At 70.1% G+C, this 15714-nt stretch carries 13 protein-coding genes; 1 reads left to right on the top strand and 12 read right to left on the bottom strand.

Features of this window, described 5'->3' with window-relative positions; genetic code table 11:
• Positions 1–24 precede the first annotated feature (24 nt).
• Positions 25–2355: an excinuclease ABC subunit UvrA gene (locus ABZU75_RS20725; protein WP_355556430.1), complete on the top strand. Its 2331-nt coding sequence runs from the start codon at positions 25–27 to the stop codon at positions 2353–2355.
• A gap of 201 nt (positions 2356–2556) precedes the next feature.
• Here ABZU75_RS20725 and ABZU75_RS20720 read toward each other — a convergent pair whose 3' ends face one another.
• The 12 genes from ABZU75_RS20720 to ABZU75_RS20665 all read right to left on the bottom strand — a co-directional run bounded on the left by ABZU75_RS20720 (position 2557) and on the right by ABZU75_RS20665 (position 15703).
• On the bottom strand, positions 2557–3609 hold the full coding sequence (locus tag ABZU75_RS20720) for an LLM class F420-dependent oxidoreductase (RefSeq protein WP_355556427.1): 1053 nt from the start codon (positions 3607–3609) through the stop codon (positions 2557–2559).
• Positions 3606–5270 carry a thiamine pyrophosphate-dependent enzyme gene (locus ABZU75_RS20715; RefSeq protein ID WP_355556423.1) on the bottom strand — a complete coding sequence of 555 codons (1665 nt, stop codon included), beginning with the start codon at positions 5268–5270 and terminating at the stop codon, positions 3606–3608. The genes ABZU75_RS20720 and ABZU75_RS20715 overlap by 4 nt, the downstream gene beginning before the upstream one ends.
• Positions 5271–5443: 173 nt before the next feature.
• Complete coding sequence (locus ABZU75_RS20710) at positions 5444–6385, bottom strand: acyl-CoA dehydrogenase family protein (RefSeq protein WP_355556420.1); 942 nt, start codon at positions 6383–6385, stop codon at positions 5444–5446.
• Positions 6386–6390: 5 nt separating this feature from the next.
• Positions 6391–7563, bottom strand: coding sequence for an acyl-CoA dehydrogenase family protein (locus ABZU75_RS20705; RefSeq protein ID WP_355556417.1), 1173 nt, complete (start codon positions 7561–7563; stop codon positions 6391–6393).
• Positions 7560–8690, bottom strand: a complete 1131-nt coding sequence (locus tag ABZU75_RS20700) for an acyl-CoA dehydrogenase (RefSeq protein ID WP_355556415.1) — start codon at positions 8688–8690, stop codon at positions 7560–7562. The genes ABZU75_RS20705 and ABZU75_RS20700 overlap by 4 nt, the downstream gene beginning before the upstream one ends.
• Entirely contained in the window at positions 8687–9853 is a 1167-nt protein-coding gene (locus ABZU75_RS20695; protein WP_355556412.1) for an acyl-CoA dehydrogenase family protein, read from the bottom strand. The genes ABZU75_RS20700 and ABZU75_RS20695 overlap by 4 nt, the downstream gene beginning before the upstream one ends.
• Positions 9840–10640: an SDR family oxidoreductase gene (locus ABZU75_RS20690; RefSeq protein WP_355556409.1), complete on the bottom strand. Its 801-nt coding sequence runs from the start codon at positions 10638–10640 to the stop codon at positions 9840–9842. The genes ABZU75_RS20695 and ABZU75_RS20690 overlap by 14 nt, the downstream gene beginning before the upstream one ends.
• Entirely contained in the window at positions 10641–12218 is a 1578-nt protein-coding gene (locus tag ABZU75_RS20685) for an AMP-binding protein (RefSeq protein ID WP_355556406.1), read from the bottom strand.
• The gene (locus ABZU75_RS20680; protein ID WP_355556403.1) at positions 12215–13000 is read right to left on the bottom strand and encodes an ABC transporter ATP-binding protein; all 786 of its coding nucleotides are present in this window, start codon (positions 12998–13000) and stop codon (positions 12215–12217) included. Before ABZU75_RS20680 ends, ABZU75_RS20685 begins: the two co-directional genes overlap by 4 nt.
• Before the next feature lie 50 nt (positions 13001–13050).
• On the bottom strand, positions 13051–13791 hold the full coding sequence (locus ABZU75_RS20675) for an ABC transporter ATP-binding protein (RefSeq protein ID WP_355556400.1): 741 nt from the start codon (positions 13789–13791) through the stop codon (positions 13051–13053).
• Positions 13791–14837, bottom strand: coding sequence for a branched-chain amino acid ABC transporter permease (locus tag ABZU75_RS20670; protein ID WP_355556397.1), 1047 nt, complete (start codon positions 14835–14837; stop codon positions 13791–13793). The genes ABZU75_RS20675 and ABZU75_RS20670 overlap by 1 nt, the downstream gene beginning before the upstream one ends.
• The gene (locus ABZU75_RS20665) at positions 14834–15703 is read right to left on the bottom strand and encodes a branched-chain amino acid ABC transporter permease (protein ID WP_355556394.1); all 870 of its coding nucleotides are present in this window, start codon (positions 15701–15703) and stop codon (positions 14834–14836) included. The genes ABZU75_RS20670 and ABZU75_RS20665 overlap by 4 nt, the downstream gene beginning before the upstream one ends.
• Positions 15704–15714: the final 11 nt, after the last annotated feature.

Here is a 15714-nt window from a genome sequence, read left to right as displayed (position 1 = left end):
TAAGGATATCAAGGGAGAAGGTCAGTGTTCCCCTCCAGCCCCACCCCCACCGACGACCACGACACGCGGCACGGCCGGGCCGCCGCGGACAGCCACGACGTGATCGAGGTCCGCGGCGCCAGGGAGAACAACCTGGCCGACGTCTCGCTGGACATTCCCAAGCGCCGGCTCACCGTCTTCACCGGGGTATCCGGCTCCGGAAAGTCCTCCCTCGTCTTCGGCACCATCGCCGCGGAGTCGCAGCGGCTGATCAACGAGACCTACACCGCCTTCGTCCAGTCGTTCATGCCGAGCCTCGGCCGGCCCGACGTCGACGCCCTGCGCAACCTGAGCGCGGCGATCGTCGTCGACCAGGAGCGGATGGGCGCCAACTCCCGCTCCACGGTCGGCACGGCGACCGACGCGCAGACGATGCTGCGGATCGTCTTCAGCCGGATCGGCACCCCGCACGTCGGCACCTCGACCGCGTTCAGCTTCAACAGCGCCGAGGGCATGTGCCCGAAGTGCGAGGGACTCGGCCGGGTGTCGGACGTCGACGTCTCCCAGCTGGTCGACGTCGACCTCTCGCTCAACGAGGGAGCGATCACCGCCCCGAACTTCAATGTGGACTCGTGGTACTGGCAGTCGATAGCCCACTCCGGATTCTTCGACCGCGACGTCAAGCTGAAGGACTACACCCCGGCCCAGTGGGAGGACTTCCTGCACAGACCCGCCACCAAGATCAAGATCGGCACCATGAACACCACCTACGAGGGGCTCCTGGTCAAGGTGCGGCGGCTCTACCTCGCCAAGGACCGCGAGTCCATGCAGCCGCACATCCGGGCGTTCGTGGACCGGGCCGTGACGTTCACCAGCTGCCAGGCGTGCGGCGGCACCAGGCTCAACCCCGCCGCACTGGGCTCGAAGATCAACGGCCGCAACATCGCCGACTGCGCCGCCATGCAGATCAGCGACCTGGCCGACTTCGTCCGGGACATCGAGGACGAGTCGGTACGACCGCTGATCGCCACCCTGCGCAACACCCTGGACTCGCTGGTCGAGATCGGCCTGGGCTACCTGAGCCTGGACCGCGAATCCGGCACCCTGTCCGGAGGCGAGGCCCAGCGGGTGAAGATGGTCCGGCATCTCGGCTCCAGCCTGACCGACGTCACCTACGTCTTCGACGAGCCCACGGTGGGCCTGCACCCGCACGACATCGAGCGGATGAACGGCCTGCTGCTCCGGCTGCGCGACAAGGGCAACACGGTCCTGGTGGTCGAGCACAAGCCGGAGACGATCGAGATCGCCGACCACGTGGTCGACCTCGGTCCCGGGGCCGGTTCGTCCGGCGGGCGGATCTGCTTCACCGGCGACGTGGCCGGGCTGCGCGCGTCGGATTCCCTGACCGGCCGCCACCTGGACCACCGGGCCCGCCTGCGTGAGAAGGTACGGCAGCCCAGCGGGCAGCTGTCCATCACCGGCGCCCGCCTGCACAACCTGAAGGACGTGAGCGTCGACATCCCGCTGGGCGTGCTGACCGTGGTCACCGGCGTCGCCGGCTCGGGCAAGAGCTCGCTGATCCACGGCTCGCTCCCCCTCCGGGACGACGTCGCGGTGGTCGACCAGGCCCCGATCCGGGGGTCGCGCCGCAGCAACCCGGCCACCTACAGCGGGTTGCTCGATGCGATCCGTACCGCCTTCGCCAAGGCCAACGGGGTCAAGGCCGCCCTGTTCAGCGCGAACTCCGAGGGGGCCTGCCAGAACTGCAAGGGCATCGGCCTGGTCTACACCGACCTGGCGATGATGGCCGGGGTGGCGTCGGTGTGCGAGCAGTGCGAGGGGAAGCGGTTCACCCCCGAGGTGCTCACCCACAAGCTGCGCGGCAAGGACATCAGCGAGGTGCTGGCCATGTCGGTGGCCGAGGCCCGCGACTTCTTCGCCTCCGGCCCGGCCCGCGCCGTCCTGAACCGACTCGCCGACGTGGGCCTGGGCTACCTCAGCCTGGGCCAGCCGCTCACCACCCTGTCCGGCGGCGAGCGGCAGCGGCTCAAGCTGGCCATCCGGATGGCGGAGAAGGCCACCACGTACGTGCTGGACGAGCCGACCACCGGCCTGCACCTGGCGGACGTGGACCAGCTCCTGGCCCTGCTGGACCGGCTGGTCGACGACGGCAACACGGTCATCGTCATCGAGCACCACCAGGCGGTGATGGCCCACGCCGACTGGATCATCGACCTCGGCCCGGGTGCCGGCCACGACGGCGGCCGGGTGGTCTTCACCGGCACTCCCGCGGACCTGGTCTCCACGGGTGACTCGCTCACCGCCCGGCACCTGCGTACCTACCTACCGGCGGCGCGGGCTTCGGAGAACGGCTGAGCACGGCGCGGCGGCGGTTCAGCTTCCCAGATGGCCGCCGCCGTGCCACACGAAGCACACGCAGGGGGACCGTGCGTTCAGCCCCCTTCGGCGCCGTGGCCGATGGCGATCGCGTCAATGTGGCGGGCAAACTCGAACAGTGGACTCAGCCAGACCACGGCTCAGAACCGTCACGGGGGCGTTTTGGCCCGGTACGAAAATTCACCCCACGTACCTTCGCAGAGCGGTGATGTCCTCGACGCGGCGCTGGTGGGTGGCGGCGAGCGGAGTGGCGTTGAGCGTGGTGACGCCGGACTCGGCGAACGCGGCCAGTCGTTCGGCCACCCAACCGGGAGCGCCGACGAGCGCGACGCCGTCGACGAGTCGCCGCGGTATCGCGGCCGCCGCCTCCTTCCTGCGGCCGGCCAGGAAGAGCTCCTGAACCTCGGCGGCGGCGTCGGCGAACCCGAAGCGCCCGGCGAGGTCGTTGTAGAAGTTCTTTCCCTTCGCTCCCATGCCACCGATGTACAGCGCCAGGTGCTCGCGCACCTGCTGCCGGCCTGCGGCCAGTTCGGCGTCGTCCTCGCTTATGAGCACCTTGGCATCGACGATGACGTCCAGCGGGGGCAACTCCGCCGACCGCTTCGATCGACCTGCTCGCAGCGCGTCGGCGAACGCCTCTCCCGCCCGTTCCGGAAAGTAGAAGAGTGGCTCCCAGCCATCGAACAACTCGGCGGCCAGTTCGACGTTCTTCGGCCCAAGGGCGGCCAGCATGACGGGGATCCGGTCGCGCACCGGGTGATTGATGAGCTTAAGCGGCTTTCCGAGTCCCGAGCCGCCCTTCTCCGTTGAGAGGGGGATGTCGTGGTACGTGCCGTGGAATTCCACCGGCTCGCGCCGCCAAACCTGGTGGCAGATCTCCACCACCTCGCGGGTCCGTGCCAACGGGGCGTCGTGCCGTAGCCCGTGAAAGCCCTCGATCACCTGGGGACCGGACGCACCGATGCCCATCATGAAGCGCCCACCCGAGACGTAGTCGAGTCCAGCGGCAGTCATCGCCAGCAACGTCGGTGTGCGGGAGTAGATGTTGAGGATCGAAGAGCAGAGACGCAAGGTCGAGGTCTTCGCGGCGATGTAACCCAGCTGGCTCACCGCGTCGAAGGTGTAGGCCTCGGGTAAGAAGACGACATCCAGACCGCCTTCTTCGTACTCTCGCAAACCCTCGACCGTCTGGTGGAAGTCGCGCGCGTAGTTGATGGGCATGCCGATTCTCACGGGTGCCCTCCTGTGCGCGCAGCGGGAGGGGTCCGGTGGAACTCCATCGGGATCCGGTTCGGATCGAGCTTGAAGTCGACCAGAAGCGGCCAGGTTTCGGCCGCGATCGCGTCCGCGACGCGCTGGAAGTCCGCGAGTTGACGGACCTCCACCCCGTGTCCCCCAAGGCTTCGCGCGACCGGGGCGAAGTCCGGCCAGTCGAAGTAGGAGGTGGCGGGATCGTGACCCCGCTTGACGAAATGGTGGTGCTCCGCCCCGTAACAGCCGTCGTTCAACACGACGACGAGCAGCTTGAGTCGCCGGCGGACAGCCGTCGTGAACTCGGACAGACCTCCGAGCATGAAGCCCCCGTCACCACTGACCAGGACGGAGAGCCGGGCCGGGTCAGCGAGGGAGGCCCCCATCGCCAGGCTGAGACCGAGCCCGATCGATCCCATGCTCATCGTGTGCACGTAATCTCTCGGAGACGCGACCGAGATGCGCCGCACCGATTCAAAGAAGATCCGGCCGCCGTCGACGGTCAGCAGGCGATCTGGGGGAAGCAGCGAATCCAGCAGTTCGAGGCTCTCGATGTACTCGACCGTGTCGGGACGCCGGTCGCCGGACATCTCGGCGGAGGTCTCCGAGCCGGCCGGTCCGGCCTCGGCGGGACCGGCGGTATCCCAGAGCGGCCGGTCGGAATCGATGCCTCGCGCCGCCAACTCCTCCAGCAGTGCCCGCGCCGTCGGTGCCGCGCTGCCGTGAATGGAAGGTGTGGAGTGGGCCTTCGCCGCATCGGTGTCGATGTGGACGACGTGCTTGCCGTGTGTCGCGGCTCCCTGGGAGGTGGTGTAGGAGTTCAAACTCGCCCCCATGGCCACGATCACGTCGGCCGCGTCGAAGTACGCGGCCGACCGGCCGGCCCGGAGGCCCCCGAAGATCCCGAGGTCGGCGGGTTCGCCGCGAAACAGCTCCTTCGCTCGGAGCGTCGTCGCCACCCGAGCGCCCAGGCGACGGGCGAGGGCGAGCATCGCGGCGCGGTCCGCTTCGTCGGTTGCCCCGCGCCCCGCCAGGATGAGCGGGCGACGCGCCCGCAGGAGCACGTCCGCCGCCGTCCGGACCGCCTCTCGGGTGGGCAGGACCTCCGCGTCGGACCGGTCCGCCCGCGCGATCTCGGACAGGCCCCCGGACAGGGAGCAGGGCTCGTGCGCGTAGTCGGTGGGGATGCCCACGACGACGGGCCGCGCGGAGCGGCGGGCGCGACGGAACGCGAGGGAGAGAACGTCGTCCGCGTCCTCCAACTGTGCGAGCCTCAGATACTCCGCTCCGGACGAGCGCACGATCTCGTCCGTGGGGACGCACTGCACGTTGTCGTCGTCCCAGGATGGCGTCTCCCCCGCGAACAGCACGAGCGGCAGATGGGACCGCGTCGCGTCGGCGAGCGCCGTGACGGTGTTGGTGATGGCCCCCTGCGTGATGCTGGCAAGGCCCACACGGTCCGAGACACTGGCGTACCCCGCCGCCATCAGCACCGCGGCACCCTCGTGGGTCACGGCGACATAGTGTCCCCCGCGCCGCACGAACGAGTCGACGAAGAACAGGTTGCTGTCACCCGTCACTCCGAAGAGCGGCGTCTCCAGCTCGGCGCATACCCGAGCAAGTTCCGCGTGGAACGAATCCACAGTTGTCCACCTTTCTCCAGCGAACTACATCGAACTAAGCCAGGTGGGATGTTGCACCGGCTGAGATCCCGGGCAGCGGGAACCCCTACGCGGGTACCTGTCGTTGAGCGATCAACCTGACAGGAGCGCCGCCCTGGTACGGCGAGGAGGCGTCACACGAAGTGCGGACCGACTCAGCGCGCGGCCTGCTCTTCCGCGAGGTGGAAGGACCCGGTGAAACCGAACTCCTCGATGGCGGTACGCAGCAACGCGAGCGTCGCCCCTCGGTCCGTGGGGAGCCGCAGTCCCGGCTGGGCGTGGCGCACGAGAATCGAGATGTCGTACTCGTCGGCGAAGCCGGACGCGCCGTGGAACTGCTGCGTCGTGCGAAGCGTGTGCTTGACGACCCGCTGCGCCTCCAGGCGCACGCTCAGGGCGTCGACCAGCGATGGGGAGTTGTCCGTGAACGTGCTCCACAGGCTGAAGCGGCACAGCAGGTCCAAGCCCTCCAGCCCGACGGACAGATCGGCCAGGCCGTGCCGGATCACCTGGAAGTCGCTGAGGGGGTGACCGAACTGGTTGCGGACCTTGGTGTGCTCGATCGCGAGCCTGAGTGCCCGCTGCCCGATCCCGAGCAGGTGGTAGGCCCCGAGCACCAGGCCGAGCCGCCGGTCAAGCACGGACGCCGCGCCGCCCGCCACGGGCCGCAGCCGAACCGTCATCGCGAACGGTGCGACCTTCGAGTCCACGGCGGCGGCGGGCTCCGCGTCGAACAGGTCTCCCCCGAGGGTCGCGGCCGTCCAGGTCCCGGCGGCCTGGGCATGGTCGATGATGGGATGGCGGGCGTCGACGAGCGAGAAAGGCGTCCCGGCGGACGTCCGGAGCAGGACCCCGACCAAGGGGAACGGCACGGCGTGGCTCCCGCCCACCCGGCACAGCTCAGCAGCGGCGACGGCATCGTCGAGACCGCTGCGCGGGTCGATGTCGTACAGCCCGATACTCGCCAGGCACTCCTCCGCTCTGGCCGCGGGACGCCGGTCCGACTCCGCGCCACGCGCCAGATCCACGCCTCCTGCGCTGCGCAGCGCGCTGTCGGCGACGCGTCCGAAGTCCAGTGCCGCTTCCGGCAGTTCCATCCGCATCAGCCCACCGCCTGGCGGCCGAGCAGCTCACGCGACACGATCTCGCGCTGAATCTCGATCGTTCCGGATGCGACCGTCGCGGCCTGGGCGTACCGCCAGTGGTCTTCGAACGCGCCGTGCGACGGTGCGCCGGCCGCCGGACCAAGGAGGGAACGCGGCCCGAGAAGCTGAGACATCACCTCGGCCACCTGTTGATCACATGTGGTGGACGCGATCCGCGCCTGACTGGCTTCCAGGTCGACCATCTTGTTCCCTTTCTGGCGCTCGACGACGCGATAGGCCAGCAGGCGCGCCACCCGGACCTGGACCAGAGCGCTGGCCCAGGCGTTTCTGACCCCTTCGTCGTGCTCCGCCCACTCGTGGCGGAGCACGTCCCGCAGCAACCACAGCAGCCGTTCGCAGCGCGCGTACCTGGCGATGCCGACGCGCTCGTGGGCGAGAGCCTCCTTCATGACGCTCCAGCCCGCGCCGAGCTCGCCGAGCATCTCGCCGTCGGTCGCGACGACGGAGTCGAAGAAGCACTCGTTGAGGTGGTGCGGACCGAGCATGGCGCGGAGCGGCCGGACCGTGATGCCGTCGCGGTCCATCGGGATCAGGAAGAGCGAGATGCCCCGCCGGCCGCTGTCCTTGGCGCCCGTCCGGGCGGCGAGGACGCACCAGTCGGCCATGCCGGCGTAGGAGGTCCAGATCTTCTGCCCGGTGATCTCCCAGTGATCGCCGCACCGCACCGCGCGCGTCTGGAGGGAGGCGAGGTCCGATCCGCTTTCCGGTTCGCTGAACCCCTGGCACCAGATCGCCTCACCCGTCGCGATGGGGGGCAGGTGCCGAGCCTTCTGCTCCGCCGTCCCGTAGGCCATGATCGCGGGGCCGACCCAGTTCAGTCCCATGTACTGGGCCCCCCGTGGCTCGTGGTGTGCCCACATCTCCTCGCGGACCACCGTCTGTTCCCAGACCGATCCGTCGGAGCCGCCGAACTCGCGGGGCCAGGCCACCGTCAGCAGTCCTTCGTCGGCGAGCAGACGCGAGAAGCGCTGCGTCATCGCCAGGTCGGCGGGATCGTCGGTGAAGGCCCCCAGGAAGTCCGCCGGGAAGAACTCGGCCACCATCCGCCGCAGCCTGCCACGCAGCTCGGCGGCGGACTCCCCCATGGTGAAGTCGAGCACGGCTGTCATCTCCTCTCACCCCGCGTTGGAATATCTGTGCCGTCAGTGGCGGAAGGCCCCTGCGTGGCCGGGAGAACCCCGTCCAGCAGACCGCCGGCCACGGCCCGCCGCAGCGACCGGGTGCTCCCGCCAAGTGCCTGGTTGAGCTTCGCCCGCCGAACGAGCAGGTGGCAGGAGTGCTCCCAGGTGTAACCGATGCCCCCGTGGGTCTGCAGGGCCAGCCGCGTGACCTCGGCCGCCGCGTCACAGCTCGCCGCCTTGGCCATGGCGAGCGACGTGACGCCGGACCGCGCGAGCGGGTCGCCGGACGCCACCGTCGCCACCGCCGCCTCCACCAGGACATCGGCCGACTCGACCAGGACGAACATGTCCACACAGCGGTGCTTGACCGCCTGGAAAGAACCGATCGGCGCCCCGAACTGCTCCCTGAGCTTCGCGTACGCCACGGTGAGCGCGAGCGCGCTCCTGGCGATCCCGAGACTGTCGAGCGCGAGGGCCACTGAGATGCGCTGCTCGACCGCGCGTAGCAGGGCGAGCGCCTGATCACCCCGGGCGAGGACCCCTGGCTCGTCGAGCGGAACACCGTCCATGACCAGGCGCCAGAACCTCCGCGTCGGGTCGGAGCCGCTCATCGGCTCCAGCCGGGCACCGTCTCCGCGGGACCTGACCAGGACGGCCACGGGCTCGCCGGCGTCCGCCGCGAAAACGAGCACGTGCGCCACGTCGTCCGTGGCGCCCAGGCACCAGGAGACCTCACCCGAGAGGCGTACCTCGCCGCCCCGCGTGTCAAGCCTCGGCGCCGCGTTCCGGCGCGGTTCGGAGTCGCGCCACGAGCACGCCACCCCGCTGGGATCCGCCGCGAGCCCGGGCAGGCGGCCGATCACCGGGTTGACGGACAGGCCCGCCAGCAGCTCTCCCGGGCCGAGGGCGCCGCCCAGTTCCTGGATGGCGATCGAGGCGAACCCGAACCCGCCGTCCTCGTCCTCCAGCTCCCACCAGCCCAGCTCGTCCGACACCTTACGCAGCCGCTCCGCGTTCGGCGGAAGCACACCGGAGGCGTACTCGGCCAACGGTGGCCACGAGTCGGCCAGCACCCGCTGCACGACCTGCCGGAAACTCGAACGCTCGTCGGTCATCGGGAGCCTCCTCGCGGCAGGCCCAGGATGCGCTCGCCGACGACGTTGCGGAGGATGTCGTTGGTGCCGCCACCGATGGTCCATTCCCAGGATCGCAGGTAGTCGTCGAACCAGTTCCCGGTCTGCCACGTGCCCGACCAGCCATGCTGTCCTTCGTGCCCGGCCAGTCCCGCCATGGCCAGTCCCTCCCTGCTCATGTCCTGCAGCAGCTCGCTGTAGACGATCTTGAGGATGGAGGCCGCGGCGGTGTCCGTACCGTCGACCGAGGCGTCCAGGACGCGGGCGACCAGCAGCCGGAAGGACTCCACCCGCTCGGCATAGGCCCCCAGCGCCTCAAGGGCGGCGCCCCGCTCCTCGGGTGGCAGCGCAGCCACCTCCAGCGTCAGGTACCGCAGGCCGGCGACCATCTCCTCGGATCGCTCCAGCATGGTGAGCCCGCGCTCCTCGCCGAGGGTGGCGTTCGCGATCCGCCAGCCCTCGTTCTCCGCGCCGACCAGGGCCGTCAGGGGAATCTCGACGTCGGTGAGGAAGACGTCGCAGAACTCGTCGTGCCCGCTCGCGTTCCGGATCGGCCGGACGGAAACGCCGGGCGAGGACAGGTCGAGCAGGAAGTAGGAGATGCCGGCCCGCCCCGGACCGCCCGTGCGGGCGAGCAGCAGGCACATCTCCGCGAACTCCGCGCTGCTGGACCACGTCTTGTGGCCGTTGACGACGTAGTGGTCGCCGCGCCGCTCGGCGCGGGTGCGCAGGCTCGCCAGGTCGGAGCCCGCGCCGGGTTCGGAGAATCCCTGGCACCACCGCTGCCCGTTGCGGATCGCCGGCAGGTACGCCTCCCGCTGCTCGTCCGAGCCGGCGGTGACGAGCGTGGCCGCGGCGTGGTAGAGCGCGACGAAGTACATGTCCAGCCGGGGGGCGCCGGCCCGGATGAGCTCGCGGGCGATGGTGAGCTGCTCGGCTCGCGACCGGCCGCCGCCCCAGGCCGCGGGCCAGTGTGGGACGGCGTAGCCCTGTTCGGCCAGCAGGAGCAACCACGCCCGCTGCAGCCGGGCCCGCTCCGCCGGGTCCGCCGCGCTCATGCGGTCGCGCCAGCCGGCGGCATCCTGGGACCGGCACCAGTTCCGCACCTCGTCGGCGAGATCCGTACCCTGCTCAGGGAGTGACACGGATCGTTCCCCCGTCCACCTGGAGCGACGCGCCCGCGATCCACGACGCCCGTGCCGAGCAGAGGAAGGCGATGGCGTCCGCGATCTCGCGGGCCTCGCCGACCCGTCCCGCCGCGATGGGCTGGAGTTCGAGCATGCGGCGCTCGACCTCCTCGGGGGTCGAGCCGAGGCGTTCCGCCTGTGCCTGGTAGCCCGCCACGATTCCCTCGGTCCGGGTCAGGCCCGGATGCACACAATTGGTGAGGACCCCGTCCTTGGCGTAGGCGAGGGCCAGTGACTTCGCCGTGTGCAGGAGTGCGGCCTTCGCCGCGCCGTACGCCGCCCAGCGCGGGTCGGCCTCCCGGGCGGCGGTCGATCCCACGAAGAGGACACGGCCCCATTTCCGTTCACGCATGGCCGGTACGCACTTCATCGCCAGAGCCACCGCGCTGAGCACGTTGAGCTCGTACAGCCGGATCCATTCCTCCCAGCTGAAGGTGCGCAGCGGGCCGTGCCCGCCGCCGGCCACGCACACCGCGATGTCCACCTGGCCGTACGCGGCGATCGCGGCCTCGTACATGCCGTCGACGGCACCGGGCCGGGCGGCGTCGGCGACGTGCGCGACGGCGTCAATCCCCATGTCCCGCAGCCGGTCCACCGCGGCCGTCAGTTCGGATTCCCCCCGAGCCGACAGAAGCAGCCTGACGCCGGCCCGGCCGAGCTCCTCGGCGGCGGCCAGGCCGATGCCCTTGCTGCCGCCGGTGACGATCGCCACCCGGCCCTTGATGTCCAAGTCCACTTGGTTCACTCACCTGTCCGTTGAATCGTTGCTTGTCAGGCGGTCCACCACGCCGGCGGTCAGGCCCTCCGCCCGCAGGCGCGCCTTCTCCACCTTGTGGGTCGGCGTCCGGGGAAGCGTGGGCAGGACGCGCCAGTACCGGGGAAGCGCGTAGCGGGGCATGTCCTCGGCGGCGCGCGCGATCACCTCGTCCAGGTCGGCCCCGGACGCCAGCACCAGGGCCACCATGACCTCCTCCTCGGCGACCTCGTCCTCGCCGGAGGCGTCCGGGCGGGTGGCGTACACGGTGCAGTCCATGACACCGGGCTGCGCGAGCAGCACGGTTTCGACCTCCCAGGCCGAGATGTTCTCCCCCTTGCGCCGGATCGCGTCCTTGATGCGGTCGCTGAAGAACAGATCCCCGTCCGGGTTGAGCCAGCCCGAGTCGCCCGACCAGAACCACAGGTCCCGGGTGGCCGCCACGGTGTCCCCGTCCTTGCCCAGGTACCCCCGCATGAAGATGTCGGGCCGCTTGGGGCGCAGGCAGATCTCGCCGACCTCTCCCGGGTCCGCCTGCCGGCCGTCCGGCCGCATCACCCGCACCTCGAAAAGGTCCCCCTCACGACCTACGGATCCCACGGGGGAGGGATCCGAGGAGCGGTTGATCGTCGCCATCGGCGCTTCGCTCAGCCCGTACACCTCGGTGATGGCCACGCCGAAGCGGGCCTCGAACCGGGCCCAGACCTCGCGCTGCGCCCCCGCGCCCCAGGCGAGTCGGACCGCGTGGTCACGCGCCTGCGTGTCGCCGAGTTCCTGCGACGCCTTGAGGATCATCCCCAGCACCGAGCCCAGGTAGTTGAACGCGGTGATCTCGCCCGCGCGGCAGATCTCCCAGAACCGCGAGCTGCTGAACGTGCGGTCGAGCTGGAAGCCGCACCCGGCGACGAGCGCGGCGGCGACGCCCGTGTACCGGGCGTTCTGGTGGTACAGCGGGAAGAAGTTGAGCAGGGTGTCGCCGGGACCGTAGCCGTTGAGCCGCGCGACGGCACGGGCCAGCTCGACGCACGACTCCTGCGAGTGATGTACGCCCTTGGACGGCCCGGTGGTGCCGGAGGTGTAGAGGACCACACCCGACGCCGTGGCCGAAGCGAGCCTCCCGAAGTCCGTCGCACCTGACGCGGGAGCCAGCGCGTGGACCGTCGTCCTCCCGGGGACGTTTTCGGCCGCGCCGCCGGACACCAGGACGTGGCGGACGTCGGTGCCCGCCACGCACGCCAGCACGGTGGCCAGGTGCTGGGCGTCGCAGCAGACGACCTGCGCCCCGGAATCGCGCAGCAGGTAGGTGAGGAGCTCGCCGCGGTAGTTGGTGTTGAGCGGTATCTCCAGGCAGCCGAGCAGCGCCGAGGCGAACCAGACGGCGATCGCCTCCTCGCTGTTGTCCATGAGGGTCGCGACCCGGGACGAGCTGCCGACCCCGAGCGAACGCAACTGCTCGCCGACCGCGCACACCCTGCTCATCAGCGACGCCTCCGGCACGTCGGCGCCGTCCACCCGGAGTGCGGCACCGCCGCCCAGCCAGGTGTCCAGAAGCCGCGGAAGGGGGTTCACTCGCTACCCACCTGTTCTTCCGAGCGGCTGTCGCCACGTCCGATGTAGGCCGCGACGACCTCCGGCGAGTTCAGGACGGTCTCCGGCGGCCCGACCGCGAGTACGGCTCCCGCGGCCAGCACCACCACGTCCGAGCAGAGCTGGTTGATCACCCGCATGTCGTGCTCCACGACGACCAGGGTCGGCCCGCCGTCCACCCGGAGGCCGGCGAGGACCTCCACCACCTCCTCCTTCTCCGCGCGCGAGAGCCCGGCCATCGGCTCGTCCAGGAGGATGCACCGCGGGTCGCTGACCAGCGCCCTGGCCAGGTCCACCCGCTTCTGGATGCCGTACGGAAGCTCCTTGACGGGCCGGTGGGCGTACTGCGACAGACCGACCCGTTCGAGCGCGTGCAGCGCGCGGTCCCGGGCGGCGCGCTCGGCTCTGCGGGCGCTGGGCAGGCCGAGAGCGGCCGAGACCAGGCCGGTGCGGAGACCCACATGGTCGCCCACCATCACGTTGTCCACCGCCGAGAGCTCGCCGACGAGCTGGGCGCCCTGGTAGGACCGGCCGATCCGCAGGAGCGCGAGCTGATGCGGTTTGATCCCGGTCGTCCGGTCTCCGTACAGGTAGACCTCGCCCGAACTCGCGGGGACGAGTCCGCTGATGCAGTTGAGCAACGTGCTCTTGCCCGCGCCGTTGGGGCCGACCAGGCCCGAGGTCTCCCCTTCCGCGAACGCCACGGTGACGCCGCGCACGGCGTGCGTGCCGCCCAGCCAGACGTCGAGGGCTTCGGTTCGCACCGCCGAAGAGTCGCCAGGGGACATGTTCCCCGCTTCCGCCGACATCGTTCTCACACCTCCAGTCCGAGATAGGTCTGCCGTACCCGCTCGCTGCCGAGCACGTCGCGCGCGGGGCCGCTCAGCACCACCGCCCCGGTCTCCATCACGTACGCGTTGTCCGAGATGCTCTGCGCGGCGCGGACGTTCTGCTCGACCACCAGCAGGGTCGTCCCCCAGGACGCCACCACCGAGCGCAGCATGTCGAAGACCATTTCGACGGCGATCGGCGACAGGCCCAGCGAAGCCTCGTCCACCATCAGCAGCCGCGGCTTCAGCAGCAGCGACCGCGCGATGCCCAGCAGTTGCCGCTCCCCGCCGCTGAGCTGCCCGGCGGGCAGGCTCAGCCGCTCGGCGATGAACGGGAACATCGAGGTGACCTGGTCGACCAGCGTCCGCCGCGCCGCCCTGCCACCGGTCATGGGGACGGCCCGGAGATTCTCGTCAACCGTGAGGCTCGCGAAGACCTTGGCCTCCTCCGGGACGAGCACCAGTCCACGCTTGGCCATGGCGCGCGGCGACAGGCCCGTGACGTCTGCGCCGGCGAACATCACCCGTCCGCCGCGCACCCGCCCCGACTCGCTCGACGCGAACCCGCCGATCCCCCGGAGCAGGGACGTCTTGCCCGCCCCGTTCGCGCCCAGCACAAGACAGACCTCGCCCTCGTGCACGACCAGGTCCACCCCGTCCACCGCGACGCTGTCACCGCCGTAGGAGACGGTGAGGGACCGGACCTCCAGCAACGGGCCGTTCATCAGGCCTCCTTCCGGGACGGCAGCCGCATGGTCGCCACCCTCCGGCCGAGACCGGCCAACCCGTCCGGGCGCCAGACCAGGAACACGACGACCAGGGTGCCGTAGATGATCAGTTGGAAGTCGCCCAGGTTCTGCTGGAGGAACCCCGCCACCACGGCGTCGGAGGGCAGCAGCGCGATGGCTCGTGACAGCAGGGGTGGCAGGAGGACGACGAAGCATGCACCGGCGATGGCTCCGCCACTTGACCCCATACCGCCGATGATGATCATCGCGATGTACTGGATCGCCAGCTCCAGCGTGAAGTTCTCGATGTAGACCGCCTGCTGGAAGTACGCGAGGAACGTTCCCGACATCGAGATGATCGCGGAGGAGACCACGAAGGCCGCCAGCTTGTAGGCCGGCAGTGAGATCCCCTGGCTCGCCGCCGCCAGCGGCGTGTCCCTGATCAGCATCCACGCGCGACCGAACTTGCTCTTCTTGAGGTTCTCGACCAGACGCCAGGTGGCGAGCACCACCACGACGAGCACGACGTACCACTTGATGGCCGTGTCAATGGTCAGCCCGCCGATCGAGGCCGTCGGGAGGAAGAATCCCGCCGACCCCACCGCCCGGGTCTGGTACTCGTTGAAGACGAAGATGAGGATGAAGTGCAGGGCGAGGGTGGCGATGGCCAGGTAGATCCCCGACACCCGGAGCGCCGGCAGGCCCGCGAGGAGCCCGACCACGGCGCCGACCAGCACCGATCCGACGAGCACGACCAGGAAGGGCAGCTCCAGCTGCACCGCTCCGATCGCCGCCCCGTACGCGCCGAGCGCCAGCAGCGCGCTGTTTCCCGCAGTCACCAGGCCGACGAACCCGGTGACCAGCGTCAGGGCGAGCGCGCCCAGTGCCGCGATCAGGGCGGTGGTCACCAGGGAGAGCTGGTAGTCGCGCAGGGCGATCGGCAGGATGCAGATCAGGGCCAGGACCGCGATGCGCCGCAGCGCGGTGCCCCGCCCTTCGCTCGTGGTCGCGGCGGCGTTGAAGAGGGTCCGTACCGTCGTCATACCCGCTGCACCTGCTTGTCTCCGAACAGTCCCTGGGGCCGGATCAGCAGCACCACGAGGATGACGATCCAGGCGGCCACGTCCTGCACCGGTCCGCCGAAGAACTTGGTGCCGAACGTCTCGGCCAGGCCCACGATCAGGGCGCCGGGAATCACTCCCCGGATGCTGGTGAGGCCGCCGATCAGCGCCGGGGCGAGACCTCGCATGCCGAGCGCCTCCACGCCGTGGAAACTCAGCGCGGTCTGGTAGGCGTACATGATCCCCGCGACGGCCGCCGCGGTGAGCGCCATCGCCCAGCCCAGGACGTAGACCCAGTCGACGGCGATGCCGCCCTGTGCGGACAGCACGGGGTTCTCGGCCGCGGCCCGCATCCGGATCCCGACGGAGGAGAACTTGAAGAAGGTGTGCGCCGCGGCGAACACCAGGACGGCGGCCCCGAGCCCGCACAGGCCGTAGAGCGTGGTCGACGTGTCATCGCCGAAGGTGATGACCTGGCTCGGCACCGGTTCCCGCATGACGCGCGCCTCGGTGCCCCAGGTGAGCGAGCTGACGCCCTTGAGCGCGCTCGCCAGGCCCAGCGTGGCCACTACCAGCGCGAACTCGGGCTGTCCCGACAGCTTCCTGAAGATCACCCAGTGCGTCACGGCGCCGAGGGCGGCGACGGTGGCCAGGGTGCCGAGCACCACCACCGGCCACGGCAACTCCCAGCTGGTGGCGTACTGGTTGAAGATGAACGCGCCGAGCGCCAGCTGGGCGCCGGTGGCCAGGTTGAGGATGCCGTTGGTGCGCCGGAGCAGCACCCAGGCGAAGCCCACCAGGGCGTAGATGGCGGAGAGCGTCAGCGCGCCGAGCAGGAGGGTCAGCATCGGCGGACCCT

Origin of the sequence: Streptosporangium sp. NPDC005286, from assembly GCF_040607515.1 — a bacterium.
Lineage (GTDB): Bacteria > Actinomycetota > Actinomycetes > Streptosporangiales > Streptosporangiaceae > Streptosporangium.
The sequence above is the reverse complement of the archived record's forward strand: the minus strand, read 5'-3'. Positions and strand labels throughout refer to the sequence as shown.